We start from the raw sequence: 15,292 nt of genomic DNA on the forward strand, positions 1-15,292 counted from the left end.
AGAAAAAGCCGGCGTCGCGCCGGCTTTCGAAAGGGACCATCGAAGAAGAATCGGATTCCGTTCATCGCCACGCCACCGCCCTTTGCGCGATCCAGCGCGCACGCAGACGGTCGTAGCCGAGGTTGAACAGGAACGTGAACGGCAGGAAGAACAGCAGGATGCCGAAATCGAGCAAGAGCGCCTCGAGCAGGCTGATCCCGAGCCACCATGCGGCGAGCGGCAGCGCCATCGCGACGAGGCCGAGTTCGAACGCGATCGCATGCATCGCGCGCACCGCGAACGTCCGCGCGAGACGATAGCGGCGCTCGATCCGCTCGAAGAGCGCGTTGAACACGACGTTCCACACCATCGCGATCACGGATACCGCCGCCGTCAACACCCCGACGTGCACGAGCGACAGGCCGAGCACCCAGCTGACGACCGGCGCGCAGATCGCGATCGCGGTCACTTCGAACGCGAGCGCGTGCACGACGCGCTCGGCCAGCGTCTTCGTCGGCACGTGCCTGGTCATTTGCATTTGCATGAAAAGCTCCATCGGTGAATGAGATGGCGCTATTTTCATCGGATTAACCGTAATCATCCAATTTGATATGATCGGTTTTTCCGATACATCAAAGGAGCATGCGCGATGCGCCACTCCCCCGAAGCGCTACTCGCGTTCGCCGAGGCCGCCAACCTCGGTTCGTTTTCGGCCGCCGCGCGCAAGCTCGGCAAGCGGCAGTCGACGATCAGCGAAGCGATCGCGAACCTCGAGATCGACCTCGGCGTCACGCTGTTCGACCGCTCGACGCGCCAGCCGACGCTGACCGACGCGGCCCGCGCGCTGTTGCCCGAAGTGCAGCGCGTGCTCGAGGCGAGCGAGGCGATCGATCAGGTCGCCGCGCGTCTTGCGGGCGGCGAGGAGGCGCGCCTCACGCTCGTCATGTCGGACACCTATCAGTCGAGCCGATACGAGCAGACGCTTGCGGCACTCGACCGCCGCTTTCCGACGCTCGAGTTCGAATGTCAGATCGCCGAGCACGACGACGTGCTCGACCTGATCCAGCAAGGCCGCGCGCAGCTCGGTCTGATGGCGGCGCGCAGCACCTACCCGCCCGACATCGGCGCGGCGACGGTCGCCGAGCGCTCGGAGATCGGGCTCTACGTCGGCCGGCAGCATCCGTTCGCCGCGTACGGCGACGCCGAAGTACCGCTCGCCGCGCTGCACGACGCACGCGAGCTGCGCCTCAATACCTACGTGGCGCCGCACGGCGAGCGGATCGAAACGGGGCTCGTCGCGGGGCGGCGCTGCTGGTCGGCGCCGAGCTATCTGCTGTTGCTGGAAATGGCGGTGGCGGGCTTCGGCTGGGCGGAGTTGCCGCGCTGGATGGTCGAACACTTCGCGCGCGAACAGCTCGTCGAGCTCAATGCGCGCGGCTGGCCGCGGCGCGTGCCGGTGGATGCCGTGTGGTCGCGCGGCCGGCCGCTCGGACCAGCCGGCTCATGGCTGCTGGAGACGATGCTCGCGCCGTGACGCGCGCATCGGCGAAACAAACGCCCCGCGTGCGTGCGCGTCGAAGGCTGGGGACGCCGAAAGTCAGAAGCCGCGCGACAGCACCGCGGCGGCGATCGTCACGACGCCGAGCACGAGGTTGACGATCACGAGGAGACGCACCGCATTCACCGCGCGCGCGCCGTCCGGCCAGTTCTGCGCCTGCACCGCGCGGCGGATGCGCGGGAACAGCGCGAAGCGGATGTGGCCGAAGATCAGCATCATCACCACGCCGAGCCCCGCCATCGCATGCAGCGGCCACGTCGCGTGCGCGCCGCCGAACTGCGTGAGCAGGAAGCCGCCCGTGAGCAGGATCACGATCACCGAGCCCGCGACCCAGTTGAAGAAGCGGCCGAATACCGCTTCGACGAGCGGCAGGCGCAGTTGCGGCGACAGATCGGACAACGCGGGACGCAAACAGAAGTTCGCAAACACCATGCCGCCGACCCACACCGCGACCGCGAGCAGATGGAGAAACAGAGCGACGGCGATGGCGTGAGACATGAGGGGGACCTTTTCTTTCCGGTTTTCAGATGGCCGATGCGCCGCGCGGATGCACGGCGCGCGACACGATGAGCGCATTCGACAGCCGCGGCGCGCGACGGTTCAGCGCAATGCACGCGGGTTGCGGCTTTTGGGTGCGCCGCTCTAGTCGAACGGCGCTTCGGCGTTTCGGCGTTTCGGCGTTTCGGCGTTTCGTTCGTTTCGTTTGTCGATTGCGGGTTCGTCGACGTTGCGACGATGCGTGCGATTCGCTTGACGCGCTGCGGATACGCCGCGACACGTGCGCCGCCGCGCGGATCGCCATGGCCGACATCGTACGCAAAGGATAACGAACGAAGAGGGTCGGCGGTCGGCGGTCGGCGGTCGGCGGTCGCCGTTCGCCGTTCGCCGTTCGCCGTTCGCCGTTCGCCGTTCGCCGTTCGCCGTTCGCCGTTCGCCGTTCGCCGTTCGCCGTTCGCCGTTCGCCGTTCGCCGTTCGCCGTTCGCAGCAGCGTACTCGTTACTGCCCTGAACCACAAACCTGGCCGTCGATCGCGATGCGACGAACGACGAACGAAGATCGAATCGCCAGCAACCAAACTATTCCGAATGCCCGCGACAGCGGCCGATTTCCGGCGACGGTCGACATCGCAGCGGCCGACGTCACGGCCGCGCGGCACTGCGCCGACGTCGAAGCAGCCCGAAGCCGCCCGACGGCGCCGAAACGTTCCGAAGCCGAAACCCGACGATCCGGCCGGGCCCCGCGCCCGCAACTCGATGCGGGCACGCGGCCCCGCCGCACGCTCCCGCGCCGCGCCCCGTCAGCCGAGCACCGGGCGCAATCCGCTCACCTTCAGCTTCGTGTCCGGCGCGCGCCCCTTGCGGGCCCGCTTGCCGACGTGCGGCTCGAGCGCGCGCGCCGTCAGCGCCTCTTCCTGCGCCTTGCCGCCGCGGCCCGTGCCCGTCAGCACGACGCCCGCCGCATCGATCGCGAGCGCCTGCACGAGCGTCTCCTTCGGATCGAGCGCCATCAGGATCACGCCGCGTCCGCCGCCGCCGAGCGTCTTCATCTCGTCCATGCCGAACACGAGCAGACGCCCGCCGCTCGACAGGCACGCGACCTGCGACGCATCCGGCAGCACCGGCATCGGCGCGAGCGGCGCCGCGCCTTCGTCGATGGTCATGAACGACTTGCCCGCCTTCACGCGGCTCACCATGTCGCCGACCTTCGCGATGAAGCCGAAGCCGTTGCTCGACGCGAGCAGCAACGGCTGCTCGGCGGGCGCCGCGAAATAATGGAGCAGATGCGAGCCCGATTCGAGCTCGATCAGCGACGTGACGGGCACGCCGTCGCCGCGCCCGCCCGGCAGCACCTGGACCGGCACCGAATACACGCGCCCCGTGCTGCCCCACGCGATCAGCGTGTCGGGCGTGCGGCACTGGAACGCCGCGTACAGGCCGTCGCTCGCCTTGAACGAGAAGCTCGCCGGGTCGAGCCCATGGCCCTTCAGCGCGCGCACCCAGCCCTTTTGCGACACGACGACCGTCACCGGCTCGTCGACCACCTTCGCCTCGAACGTCGCGCGCTTCTCCTGCTGGATCAGCGTGCGGCGCTCGTCGCCGTACTGCTTCGCGTCGGCCTCGATCTCCTTGATCATCAGCCGCTTCATCGCGCTTTCGTTCGCGAGCAGCTCTTCGAGCTTCGCCTTCTCGGCGCGCAGCTCCTCGAGCTCCTTCTCGATCTTGATCTTCTCGAGCCGCGCCAACTGGCGCAGACGGATTTCGAGAATGTCCTCGGCCTGCCGCTCGGTGAGGCCGAACGCGCTGATGAGCGCGGCCTTCGGCTCGTCCGATTCGCGGATGATGCGGATCACCTCGTCGATGTTCAAAAAGACGATCATCCGCCCCTCGAGGATGTGAATCCGGTCGTTCACCTTGCCGAGCCGGTGGCGGCAGCGCCGCGTGACGGTGGCCTGGCGGAACCGCACCCATTCGCCAAGAATCGACGCGAGCCCCTTTTGCGCGGGCCGTCCGTCCTCGCCGATCATCACGAGATTGAGCGTCGCGTTCGATTCGAGGCTCGTGTGCGCGAGCAGCGAATTGACGAATTCGGTCTGGTCGATCGTGCGCGTCTTCGGCTCGAACACGAGCCGCACGGGCGCGTCCTTGCCCGACTCGTCGCGCACCGCGTCGAGCAGGTCGAGCATCGCCTTCTTCGTGTTGATCTGCTCCTGCGTGAGCGTCTTCTTGCCCGCCTTGAGCTTCGGGTTCGTCAGCTCCTCGATCTCCTCGAGCACCTTCTGGCCCGACGTGCTCGGCGGCAATTCGGTGACGACGAGTTGCCACTGGCCGCGCGCGAGATCCTCGATCTTCCAGCGCGCGCGCACCTTCAGGCTGCCGCGGCCGATTTCGTACGCGGCGGAGATCTCCGCGTCGCTCGAGATGATCTGGCCGCCGCCCGGAAAGTCCGGCCCCGGCACGAGTTGCATCAGCTCCGCGTGCGGCAGCGCGGGATGGCGGATCAGCGCGACCGCGGCCGCCGCGACTTCGCGCAGGTTGTGCGACGGAATCTCGGTGGCGAGGCCGACGGCGATCCCCGACGCGCCGTTCAGCAGCACGAACGGCAGCCGGCCCGGCAAGAGCTTCGGCTCGTCGAACGAGCCGTCGTAGTTCGGCATGAAGTCGACCGTGCCCTCGTCGATCTCGTCGAGAAGGAGCTTCGCGATCGGCGTGAGGCGCGCTTCGGTGTAGCGCATCGCCGCCGCGCCGTCGCCGTCGCGCGAGCCGAAGTTGCCCTGGCCGTCGATGAGCGGATAGCGCATCGAGAAATCCTGCGCGAGACGCACGAGCGCGTCGTACGCGGACTGGTCGCCGTGCGGGTGGTACTTGCCGAGCACGTCGCCGACGACGCGCGCGGACTTCACCGGCTTCGCGTTGTCGCCGAGGCCCATCTCGTTCATCGCGTAAAGAATGCGGCGCTGCACGGGCTTCTGGCCGTCGCTCACGTCAGGCAGCGCGCGCCCCTTCACGACGCTCACCGCGTAGTCGAGATACTGGCGCTCCGCGTAGCGGCCGAGCGTCAGGAAATCGCCCTCGGGCGCGGCCGGCTCGGCGAAAAGATCGGGAGTGTTGTCGTCCATCTAGATTTCGTGTCCGTTTATGCGATGCGTGCGAAGCCGGGCGCGCGCCCGGCCGCGCTCAGATATCCGCTTCGACTTCGTTGCCCTTTTCCTCGAGCCAGTTGCGGCGCGCGGCGGCCTCGCCCTTGCCCATCAGCATCGTCATCTGCGCGACGGTCGACTCGAAGTCGAGGTCGCCGAGCGCGATCGGCATCAAGCGGCGCGTGTCGGGATTCATCGTCGTGTCCCACAGCTGCTCGGCGCTCATCTCGCCCAAGCCCTTGAAGCGGCTGATCGTCCATTGCGATTCGCGCACGCCGTCCTTGCGCAGCTTGTCGAGAATCGCCTCGAGCTCGCCTTCGTCGAGCGCGTAGAGCTTCTGCGCGGGCTTCTTGCCGCGCGCGGGCGCGTCGACGCGAAACAGCGGCGGCCGCGCGACGAACACGTGGCGGCGCTCGATCAGTTGCGGGAAGTGCTTGAAGAACAGCGTGAGCAGCAGCACCTGGATGTGCGCGCCATCGACGTCCGCGTCCGACAGGATGCAGATCTTGCCGTAACGCAAGTTCGACAGGTCGACGCTGTCGTCCGGGCCGTGCGGATCGACGCCGATCGCCACCGAAATGTCGTGCACCTCGTTGTTCGCGAACAGGCGGTCGCGCTCGGTCTCCCATGTGTTGAGCACCTTGCCGCGCAGCGGCAGGATCGCCTGGTATTCCTTGTCGCGGCCCATCTTCGCGGAACCGCCCGCCGAATCGCCCTCGACGAGGAAAATTTCGTTGCGCGCGATGTCCTCGGTCTCGCAATCGGTCAGCTTGCCGGGCAGCACCGCGACGCCGGAGCTCTTCTTCTTCTCGACCTTCTGGCCCGCGCGCGTGCGCGCCTGCGCCTGCCTGATCACGAGCTCGGCCAGCTTCTTGCCGTGCTCGACGTGCTGGTTGAGCCACAGCTCGAGCGCCGGGCGCGTGAACGACGATACGAGCTTCACCGCGTCGCGGCTGTTCAGGCGCTCCTTGATCTGCCCTTGGAACTGCGGATCGAGCACCTTCGCCGACAGCACGAACGACACGCGCGCGAACACGTCTTCCGCGAGCAGCTTCACGCCCTTCGGCTGCAGGTTGTGCAGCTCGACGAAGCTCTTCACCGCCTGATAGAGGCCGTCGCGCAGGCCGGATTCGTGCGTGCCGCCCGCGGGCGTCGGAATCAGGTTCACGTACGACTCGCGCACGAGCGAGCCTTCCTCGCTCCATGCGACCACCCACGACGCGCCCTCGCCCTCGGCGAACGTGTCGTCGCCCGAGCGCGAATCGGCGAAGCGCTCGCCTTCGAACAGCGGAATCAGCAGCTCGCTGCCGTTCATCTCGTCGAGCAGATAACCGCGCAGGCCGTCTTCGTATTTCCAGCTCTGCCGCTCGCCCGTCTTCTCGTTGACGAGCACGACCTCGACGCCCGGCAGGAGCACCGCCTTCGAGCGCAGCAGCCGCTGCAGCTCGCCCGTCGGCAGGTTCGGCGAATCGAAATACTTCGGATTCGGCCACACGGTCACGCGCGTGCCGGATTTCTTCTCGCCGCGGCCCGCGCCTTGCGTCGCGAGCGGCTTGACGACGTCGCCGTCGGCGAAGCCGAGCTGCGCGACTTTGCCGTCGCGCCAGACCGTCACGTCGAGCCGCGTCGCGAGCGCGTTCGTCACCGACACGCCGACGCCGTGCAGGCCGCCCGAGAACGTGTACGCGCCGCCCTTCGCCTTGTCGAACTTGCCGCCGGCGTGCAGCCGCGTGAACACGATTTCGACGACGGGCACCTTCTCTTCCGGATGCAGCCCGAACGGGATGCCGCGCCCGTCGTCCTCGACGGACACCGACTGGTCGGGATGCAGCGTGACCGTGATCTGCTTGCCGTAACCGCCCAACGCCTCGTCGGACGCGTTGTCGATCACTTCCTGGATGATGTGCAGCGGATTCTCGGTGCGCGTGTACATGCCGGGCCGCTGCTTGACGGGCTCGAGGCCCTTCAGCACCTTGATCGATGCTTCGCTATACGCCGCTGCGGGCTTTTTCGTAGACATAGAAGCTCAGGTTCGTCATTCACCTTGACGTTATCCCCAACTCGTGTGGATAACGTCGTGGACAAAACGTTGAATTCGATAAAAATTCGAGTCGAAACAATGGCGTGCTCGGATTGCTTCGAAAGCGGGCGGCGCGCCGCGCGCGTGCGCCGCGCGGGCCCCGTCCGGAACGCGGCGTATTTTACTGGTTCCGCAAACGGCGAACTCATGAAGGCTTACGTTTCGCTTCGAGCGCCTCCCAGCGCTCGAGCGCCGCGAGAAGCTCGTCGTCGAGCGCCGCGAAGCGCTCGGTCAGGCGCGCGCCCTCCTGCGGGTCCTTCGAGAAGATCGAGCCGTCCTCGAGCTGCGCGCCGACCGCCTTCTGCTCGGCCTCGAGCGCGGCGATCCGCTCCGGCAGCGCGTCGAGCTCGCGCTGCTCGTTGAACGACAGCTTGACCGTGCGCTGCGCGTTGCGGCCCGCCGCGCTCTTCGGCGCGTCGTCCTTCGCGGCCGCGGGCTCCTTCGCCGCGCGCTTGCCCGCGTCGTCATCGGCGATCCGCTGCGCGCGCTCGCGCTGGATCTGCCAGTCGGTGAAGCCGCCGACGTATTCGCGCCACTGGCCGTTGCCCTCCGACGCGATCACCGACGTGACGACGTTGTCGAGAAACGCGCGGTCGTGGCTGACGAGCAGCACCGTGCCGTCGTAGTCGGTCAGCAGTTCCTCGAGCAGCTCGAGCGTCGGGATGTCGAGATCGTTGGTCGGCTCGTCGAGCACGAGCACGTTCGCCGGCCGCGCGAACAGGCGCGCGAGCAGCAGACGGTTGCGCTCGCCGCCCGACAGCGACTTGACGGGCGAGCGCGCGCGCTCGGGCGCGAACAGGAAATCGCCGAGATAGCTCATCACGTGCTTGCGCACGCCGCCGATCTCGACCCATTCGCTGCCCGGGCTGATCGTGTCGGCGAGGCTCTTTTCCGGATCGAGCTGCGCGCGCATCTGGTCGAAGTACGCGACCTGCAGGTTCGTGCCGGTGCGCACCGTGCCTTCGTCGGGCTTGATTTCGCCGAGGATCAGCTTGAGCAGCGTCGTCTTGCCCGCGCCGTTCGGGCCGACGAAGCCGATCTTGTCGCCGCGCATCAGCGTGCTCGAAAAGCGGTCGACGACCGCGCGCTCGCCGTAGCGCTTCGTCACGTCGGTCAGCTCCGCGACGATCTTGCCCGACTTCTCGCCCTGCGCGACGTCGAGCCTCACGTTGCCCTGCGTGTTGCGGCGCTCCGCGCGCTCGCTGCGCATCTGCTCGAGCCGCGCGATGCGGCCGACGCTTCGCGTGCGCCGCGCCTCGACGCCTTTCCTGATCCACACCTCTTCCTGCGCGAGCAGCTTGTCGAACTTCTCGTTCTCCACCCGCTCCACTTCGAGCTGCTGCGCCTTGCGGACCTGGTACGCGGAGAAGTTGCCCGGATACGACAGCAGGCGGCCGCGATCGAGCTCGACGATGCGCGTCGCCACGCGATCGAGGAACGCGCGGTCGTGCGTGATGAAAAGCAGGCCCGCGCGCTGCGCGACGAGCAGTTCCTCGAGCCAGCGGATGCCGTCGAAATCGAGGTGGTTGGTCGGTTCGTCGAGGAGCAGCACGTCCGGCTGCACGACGAGCGCGCGCGCAAGCGCCGCGCGCTTCTGCATGCCGCCCGACAGCGCGTCGACCTGCGTGTCGCCGTCGAGGCCGATTTGCGCGAGCGTCGTCGCGACCCGCGTGCGCCAGCTCCACGCGTCCGTCGCATCGAGCGACGACTGCAGCGCGTTCATCCGCGCGAGCAGCGCGTCGTGCTCCGCGCCTTCGGGCGTGTCCGCGAGCCGGTGCGCGATCTCGTCGTACTCGGCGAGCAGCGCGCGCGTTCCGGCGAGGCCCGATGCGACCGCGTCGAACACCGTCTGCCCGGCCTCGAATTCCGGCTCCTGCGGCACGTAGACCGTCACGAGGCTCTGCTGGCGCGTGACGAGCCCGTCGTCGGGCTTCGCGAGGTCGGCGACGATCTTGAGCAGCGACGACTTGCCGGCGCCGTTGCGGCCGATGAGCCCGACGCGCTCGCCGGCTTCGAGCGAGAAATCCGCGTGATCGAGCAGCGCGACGTGGCCGAACGCGAGTTGCGCGCCGGTGATGGAATAAAGCGACATGGGGAGGACGGCGGAGAAAAATCGGAAGCGCTCATTGTACCGGGGGCGGCGCGCGACGCCGAGATGGCACGACGGCCTAGTGCGACGGGCCGCGCGAGGCGGCGCCCGGCGGCGGCGAGGGCCTGGCGCGGCGGCCCTCGCGTGCCGGACTGCCCGAATGGGCCTACTGGACGTTGATCGTGATCGTCTGGCTCAGCTCCGGGCCGTACGAGCGGTGCGCGCCGTCGCCGAACTGCAGCGTCAGCGTATGGCGGCCGGGCGGCAGCTTCACGTCGGTTTCGGTCTGAGCCTTGCCGTAATGCAGCGAACGCTCGCTGACGGGGATCACGTCGCCCTTCGGAATGGGCTTGCCGTCGATCAGCAGATGATGATGGCCGGTGTTGGGCGTCATGTCGCCCGCGGGCCGAAGCGCCACATCGCCCTCGAGGCCGAATTTCACGTGAACGGGGTTCGAGACGGACGCACCGTCGGTCGGCTCGACGAAGTACACCCTCGCTTCCGCGTGCGCCGAGGCGGACGCGAAGAGCGCGGCCGCGGTGAACGCGCCGGCCAGCCATTTGTTGTAGAGCATCGCTCTCTCCTTTGGGGTTGAAAGGCCATCGAAGGATACACCGCGAGCGGCCGCCGCGCCGCGGGCTCGGCGCCGCTCCGGGACGCCCGGCCGACCGGCGGCGCACGCCCGGCGCACCGGCTCGCGACGCCCGCGGGCAGGCCGCGGACGCGCCCGCCCCGCGCCGCGCTCCGACAGGCGTTCGCGGCAAATCCGGTACCATTGCGCCTTTCGCCGCCCGACGCGCCGCGTTCGCGCGATCGGACGACGTCGAATGCAATGGTTCTTCAAGAGTGCAACATGAGCGAAGTGGTCGAATACAAGAGCTGGGTCTGCCTGATTTGCGGCTGGGTCTATAACGAAGCGGACGGCTTGCCGGACGAAGGCATCGCGGCCGGCACCCGCTTCGCCGACATTCCGGACGGCTGGCGCTGCCCGCTGTGCGACGTCGGCAAGGAAGATTTCGTCGTCGTGGAGTTCTGAGCCCGGCGATCCGGCCGGCGGGGCGCTAAGGCGGGGGCTCGATGCCTGTTCCGCGCTGCCGCAGCGGCCCATCTCCCCTGCCTCACCAGGCCGGCCCCAACGCAGGTCGTCGCAAGCAACCAGACTCATGCGCTTCGGGGGCGGCCGTTCACGCGCCGAAATGGTCGCCGGACAAGGCGGCCGTGCGCCCCATCCCATCCTCCTGCACGTTCATCGGCGTTGAAAGAATTCGCGTAAGACTGCGTTTTTTTCGGCCGATGCGCTGTTCGAAACGGGCGCTCCCGCTTTCACGCGCCCTGTCCTAGCGCGCTTCGCCGGGATCACGCGTTCCCGGCGATGTTTGAAAGCATTCCTCTGCCCTATAAGTTCCATTTTGGAACGTACAATCCCGTCGGATGCACACGCAGCGAATCAATACGGACGACCATGGGAGGAGAAAACGTGGCACAGGCGGAATCATCCAGGCAAGCACCCGCCAGCTCGACGGGAGAAGCGGCCTGCAATCTCGGCAGATTTCTATCGCTCGCGTTCCTGCTCGGCCTGCTGACCGTCATGGCCGCATTCGGCTGGGTCACGTTGCAGGAAGGTAGCCATCCACTTGAGCGCCATCGCCGTGCCGCCGCCGCTTCCGACGCGCGGCGAACGTGAAACTCTCACCGAGCTCGACCACGAATGGCTCCATTTCGCGCGGAAGCGCGTCTTCCACGTTCTCAGAGCGTGTTGCACGTCTGTCATCGCAGCGCCTGTCAGTGCGCCAACCCGCAACAATGAACCACGCAGCTTGCCGACGATGGCGAAGCCTCGTTGGTCGATCGCCTGGGTCGCGTGAAACAAATGCGCTCCCGCCATCGCGCGGCGGAACGGATTCCGCCCGGCCACGCGCGCAAGGCCGCCCTCGCGGAAACGGCGATGCCCGGCAAACCTGCGGCAATCCCACTACATTTTCCAGGTTGAACTTCGGCCGTCGGATACCTTAAATACGCTGGGCGTGACCTGAAGACACGCGACGCCCCTCGATATTGAGGAAGCCTACCGCTCAGTGGAGAAAACCACCATGTCGACAACTGTTCTAGGTTTCAAAGGAAGGGTGACTATCGCAATCAACAAAGTGACCAAGCAGTATCCGCACGCCAAGCTCTATGAAGTGGATGGTGTGGCCTCAGGCGGCCCGACCACTGACCCTAAGCAAATCGACAAACTGCGAGTCGTGTTTCAAGACGAGAACAACACGGTCATCATCGAATCCACAAGCTACGACGAATTCGGTTCCCCCGTGCTTTATCCAGCGCCCTGGGTCGGAGACGTGGTGATCGAATGGCCCGTCAAGCTGGATCTGGACGAGGCCGATCGCGCGAAGAAGGCAGCGGGGCAAACAGGCGCATACGATACGGTCACGCTGCGCAATCCGCTCGGCCCCAAACGAGGAAACCCCCTCTATATTTTCGGTTCGGGGCTCCGCCAGGCGAGGAAATTCGTGTTCGTGGACGCGATAACCGGAAAAGTGACCGTTGGGGAATAACGAGCGGGGATGAACGCTCGATTCGCGCTCGGATGGTGTGTGCCGCAGCGGTGACGCGCGATGAGCGATGAGCGATGAGCGATGAGCGATCGCATCGTCGGTGATCGGCTTCGACAATGCACGGGGCGCGTTCGACGCGCGCCCAACGGCTCGCGCGCTCAGCCTCGTCGAGATCGGCGCGCTGCATCGCAGGCAGCTCGTGCCGCGGGCGCGAGCCGCGCCCGCATGGTGTGATCGCGGCCCGCGCCGCGCGCTACGGGCAGCCGCACCGCGCAGAACGCGCCGTTCGGGCCGTCGACTTCGCACGGCAGCCGCAACCGGTCCGGGCACGCCGCCTCGGATCAACGTCCGCGCCGCGAGCGCGCATGTCGCGCGAATGAGGCATTGAGATCGGCTCGCGGCACAGTGGTTCGCCAGCACGGCAGCGCGAGGCGTTCAATTTCCGGGAGAGCATGCAATGGGAACAACCGAAAATCATTCGCGTTCTTACGGCGACGGCAACCTTCGGAACCGGCTCAGGCAAGCTTGCCTGTATGGAACGATCGGCCTTGTGGCTTCGCTGAGCGCGCCTTGCGCGATGTCCGCACCCAATGACGACGCGCATGCCACGGCTGAGCACCGCATGCCGCACATGGAAAGCGAGCACATGATGAGCGCGCCGCCCGGCAGCAGCACATCGTTCTCGCTTTCGAAAATCGCGGCCGACGATCCCGAGCCGCCGACGGATTTCCGCCTCGGGACACTGACGAAAAAAATCAAGACGGAAAACCCGCAAACGCAAGCATTCTTCGATCAAGGCTTGCGCTTCTACTGCGCGTTCAACTTTCGCGAAGCGTACCGCGCGTTCAAGGCCGCGCTCAAGCGAGACCCCGACTGCGTCATGTGCCGATGGGGGATCGCGATGTCGCTGGGCGTGAACATCAACCAGCTCGATCAGCCGGAAGCGGATCGCCAGATCGCGCAACAGAATCTCAAGGACGCACTTCGCATACGTGATGCCGATCCGAAGGAACGCTCGCTCGTCGACGCATTGCTGCCACGCTATGAAGCTCACGCGCAACTACCCGACGAACTCGAGCGCCAGAACCGGCGCAACCGAGACTACGCCGAGGCGATGACCGCGCTCGCCCATCGCTACCCGGACGATCCCGACATCCAAACCCTGTACGCGGATGCCGTGATGAACCTCAAGCCTTGGGAATACTGGGACCGTCAGGGGAACGCCACTTACCGTGACATTCCCCAGGCAGTCGAGGCGATCGAAGGCGGGCTGAAGGACCATTCCGATCACATGGGACTCGTCCATTGGTACATCCATATTCGCGAGGGATCGACCGAGCCGAACGACGTGACGCCTTATGCGGACAAGCTGGCCAAACTCGCGCCCGATGCCGGCCACTTGGTCCACATGCCCTCGCACATCTATTACCGCACCGGCGCGCACCGGCAATCGTTCGAAGCGAATCGGGACGCAACGTTGAGCGACGAAGGCTACTTCAAGAAAGTCGATGCCAAGCTCGCGGGCGGCATCGATCATCCGGACGGCGACCGTTATCGCTGGGGCTACTACCGGCACAATATCCATTTCGCGCTTGCTTCGGCGATCATGGCCGGCAACGTCGAGAACATGAGCTGGGCGGCTGATCGCCTGCGGGAATCGGAAGGCGAAGGCATTACGTTCCGGACCGACCGTTATCGCGGCGTCTATTACCAATCGCTGCCGTATTTCATGTCGCCGGACGAGATCATCCGGCAGCCGCCGCCGCACGGGACAGAAAAGGACTGGCGCTTTGCAAGCGTTTCCTGGAATTACGCACGAGCGCTTGCATACGTCCGCAAACACGATGTTCGCGGCGCGCAACGTGCGTACGCGAAACTTGTAAAGGACGTGATCGCCTTCAGGAAAAAGCGGCCCGACGAAGTGATGAACAGCCAGACGGCACAGATCATGCAATCGGTCGCGCGCGCGCGGATCGACCAGATGAAAGACGACGCGCAACGCGGGGTGCGCATTCTCGAACGCTCCGTCAAGCAGCAGGACAAGATGAACTACGACGAGCCGCCTTACTGGATGGTTCCGGTCGGGCAAACCCTGGCCGCGCTCCAGATCGGCCTAGGCCAATACGACAAGGCGATCAAGACGCTCCACGCGTCGCTCGGCGACGACGACCCGGAACACAACGCGTACACGAGTTTCAGAGGCAACAGCTGGGCCTATTTCGGCTTGACGCAGGCCTATGAAAGAATCGGGCTAGGAAATTTGACGCCCGAGCAGCAAAAGGACTACGACAGCGCGCGGAGCCGGCTCGCCGAATACTGCCCGCCCGACAAGAATGTTTGCGCTTTGTCGCTCGATCGCATGTAGGTGGGCAAACACGGTCGGCTCCGAGTTGAAAGGCCGCCGGCTCCGACGCCTTTGCTCGCTGGTCGCTGCTCGCGGCGCATGCGGTTGGCGCTTGGCGGCGTCAAGCACAAAGCGTTCGACGCTGTCGCCGGCGGATGGCGCGGAGACGATTTCGACAAACGCCTCGCCTATGACGGCGAGGCGTTCGAATCGAATGCGCGGACACCTCGCGTCGCGCAGTCAAGCAAGCGCACGCTCGCCAACCCACCGGGGTCGATCGAGACCACGGTCAAACGGAACCGTTCTCCGCGATGAAACGCGCCGTTCGTTGCGACGCGAATGACGTCGGGCGCGGCCTGCTTCCGCTGCGGATGCTCAGCGAACCGCCCGAATATCTCGACGATCTCATCAGGCCCCGGGGCGTCGCAGCATTGCGTTCCCGGCCCGATCAACGGCAAACGATCGAGAGTTGGTCGCGCGATGCTCGGCGCATGAGGCAAACGAAAGCGATCCCGGACTCGATATCGCGCCCAAGCCTCGCGGCCTCCTTTGTTCGAAAAGTCTTTGGTATACTTGTCTACCCTCGCTGACGGTCCTGAGGGCTGAGGACTTGGGCCCGCCAGCGATCGCCGATCTTCAGGATCGAAGCATGCATGCCCCCGTCCGTGCACTATCGCAATGCGGCGGTAACGCACGGAGCTACAAGGTCGATTTGTAGCGATTGTGTTGTAGCAGCGAGGGTATTGAGCCGTGCTTCACCGCCCGTCATTTCGCGTCATCCGCGAGCAGGCACAATCCTGGAAAGGCAAGCGGAACAAGGCTAGGCGCCTGACTCACAAAGCGCCGGTCCATCCGCTCAAACTATCCGCTCCCCGTAGTTCAATGGATAGAACAAGCGCCTCCTAAGCGCTAGATACAGGTTCGATTCCTGTCGGGGGGGCCAGCCAAGCCCCAAACCTTCCCCAAGCTTCGCAAGAAATACCCCCAGAGTCACCGTCTGGCGGGCCTCCCAGCCTCTAACGTTGCCCAAGGTTGCCCAGTGACAGCCA

General features: G+C 65.9%; 12 protein-coding genes and 1 tRNA gene. 7 read left to right on the plus strand and 6 right to left on the minus strand.

Annotated elements, in window-relative coordinates; all coding sequences use genetic code 11:
* Positions 1–61 precede the first annotated feature (61 nt).
* Positions 62–523 carry a multidrug/biocide efflux PACE transporter gene (locus WT60_RS14680; RefSeq protein ID WP_038748747.1) on the minus strand — a complete coding sequence of 154 codons (462 nt, stop codon included), beginning with the start codon at positions 521–523 and terminating at the stop codon, positions 62–64.
* Positions 524–628: 105 nt separating this feature from the next.
* On the opposite strand from WT60_RS14680, the gene WT60_RS14685 reads away from it, so the two are divergent.
* Positions 629–1,513, plus strand: a complete 885-nt coding sequence (locus tag WT60_RS14685; protein ID WP_038748721.1) for a LysR family transcriptional regulator — start codon at positions 629–631, stop codon at positions 1,511–1,513.
* Between the two features lie 63 nt (positions 1,514–1,576).
* Here WT60_RS14685 and WT60_RS14690 read toward each other — a convergent pair whose 3' ends face one another.
* From WT60_RS14690 to WT60_RS14720, 5 genes are all read right to left on the minus strand, one after another.
* A complete protein-coding gene (locus WT60_RS14690; protein WP_038748723.1) occupies positions 1,577–2,035 on the minus strand; it encodes a CopD family protein in 459 nt (152 codons plus the stop codon).
* Between the two features lie 800 nt (positions 2,036–2,835).
* Complete coding sequence (gene parC / locus WT60_RS14700; RefSeq protein WP_038748725.1) at positions 2,836–5,154, minus strand: DNA topoisomerase IV subunit A; 2,319 nt, start codon at positions 5,152–5,154, stop codon at positions 2,836–2,838.
* A 58-nt stretch (positions 5,155–5,212) separates the two neighbouring features.
* On the minus strand, positions 5,213–7,195 hold the full coding sequence (gene parE / locus WT60_RS14705; RefSeq protein WP_038748726.1) for a DNA topoisomerase IV subunit B: 1,983 nt from the start codon (positions 7,193–7,195) through the stop codon (positions 5,213–5,215).
* A gap of 205 nt (positions 7,196–7,400) precedes the next feature.
* On the minus strand, positions 7,401–9,347 hold the full coding sequence (locus WT60_RS14710) for an ATP-binding cassette domain-containing protein (protein WP_038748728.1): 1,947 nt from the start codon (positions 9,345–9,347) through the stop codon (positions 7,401–7,403).
* Between the two features lie 163 nt (positions 9,348–9,510).
* The gene (locus WT60_RS14720; protein ID WP_038748730.1) at positions 9,511–9,918 is read right to left on the minus strand and encodes a DUF4399 domain-containing protein; all 408 of its coding nucleotides are present in this window, start codon (positions 9,916–9,918) and stop codon (positions 9,511–9,513) included.
* Positions 9,919–10,197: 279 nt separating this feature from the next.
* Between WT60_RS14720 and WT60_RS14725 the strand changes: the two genes are divergently transcribed.
* The 6 genes from WT60_RS14725 (at position 10,198) to WT60_RS14755 (ending at position 15,186) form a co-directional block, all read left to right on the plus strand.
* On the plus strand, positions 10,198–10,380 hold the full coding sequence (locus WT60_RS14725; RefSeq protein ID WP_038748749.1) for a rubredoxin: 183 nt from the start codon (positions 10,198–10,200) through the stop codon (positions 10,378–10,380).
* A gap of 336 nt (positions 10,381–10,716) precedes the next feature.
* The gene (locus WT60_RS14730; RefSeq protein WP_145986795.1) at positions 10,717–11,028 is read left to right on the plus strand and encodes a hypothetical protein; all 312 of its coding nucleotides are present in this window, start codon (positions 10,717–10,719) and stop codon (positions 11,026–11,028) included.
* Positions 11,029–11,419: 391 nt separating this feature from the next.
* Positions 11,420–11,899, plus strand: a complete 480-nt coding sequence (locus WT60_RS14740) for a hypothetical protein (RefSeq protein ID WP_226377150.1) — start codon at positions 11,420–11,422, stop codon at positions 11,897–11,899.
* Positions 11,900–12,356: 457 nt separating this feature from the next.
* Complete coding sequence (locus WT60_RS14745; protein ID WP_236860827.1) at positions 12,357–14,264, plus strand: tetratricopeptide repeat protein; 1,908 nt, start codon at positions 12,357–12,359, stop codon at positions 14,262–14,264.
* Between the two features lie 78 nt (positions 14,265–14,342).
* Positions 14,343–14,558, plus strand: coding sequence for a hypothetical protein (locus WT60_RS34505; RefSeq protein WP_156432578.1), 216 nt, complete (start codon positions 14,343–14,345; stop codon positions 14,556–14,558).
* A gap of 553 nt (positions 14,559–15,111) precedes the next feature.
* Positions 15,112–15,186, plus strand: a tRNA-Arg gene (locus tag WT60_RS14755).
* The last annotated feature ends 106 nt before the right edge of the window (positions 15,187–15,292 follow it).

Origin of the sequence: Burkholderia sp. MSMB617WGS (genome assembly GCF_001532025.2) — a bacterium.
Classification (GTDB): domain Bacteria; phylum Pseudomonadota; class Gammaproteobacteria; order Burkholderiales; family Burkholderiaceae; genus Burkholderia; species Burkholderia savannae.

Bases quoted from the DNA above. Each gene is read 5' to 3' on its own strand.
- WT60_RS14680 (WP_038748747.1), bottom strand. From the start codon at position 523: ATGCAAATGCAAATGACCAGGCACGTGCCGACGAAGACGCTGGCCGAG.
- WT60_RS14685 (WP_038748721.1), top strand. From the start codon at position 629: ATGCGCCACTCCCCCGAAGCGCTACTCGCGTTCGCCGAGGCCGCCAAC.
- WT60_RS14690 (WP_038748723.1), bottom strand. From the start codon at position 2,035: ATGTCTCACGCCATCGCCGTCGCTCTGTTTCTCCATCTGCTCGCGGTC.
- parC (WP_038748725.1), bottom strand. From the start codon at position 5,154: ATGGACGACAACACTCCCGATCTTTTCGCCGAGCCGGCCGCGCCCGAG.
- parE (WP_038748726.1), bottom strand. From the start codon at position 7,195: ATGTCTACGAAAAAGCCCGCAGCGGCGTATAGCGAAGCATCGATCAAG.
- WT60_RS14710 (WP_038748728.1), bottom strand. From the start codon at position 9,347: ATGTCGCTTTATTCCATCACCGGCGCGCAACTCGCGTTCGGCCACGTC.
- WT60_RS14720 (WP_038748730.1), bottom strand. From the start codon at position 9,918: ATGCTCTACAACAAATGGCTGGCCGGCGCGTTCACCGCGGCCGCGCTC.
- WT60_RS14725 (WP_038748749.1), top strand. From the start codon at position 10,198: ATGAGCGAAGTGGTCGAATACAAGAGCTGGGTCTGCCTGATTTGCGGC.
- WT60_RS14730 (WP_145986795.1), top strand. From the start codon at position 10,717: ATGTTTGAAAGCATTCCTCTGCCCTATAAGTTCCATTTTGGAACGTAC.
- WT60_RS14745 (WP_236860827.1), top strand. From the start codon at position 12,357: ATGGGAACAACCGAAAATCATTCGCGTTCTTACGGCGACGGCAACCTT.
- WT60_RS34505 (WP_156432578.1), top strand. From the start codon at position 14,343: ATGCGGTTGGCGCTTGGCGGCGTCAAGCACAAAGCGTTCGACGCTGTC.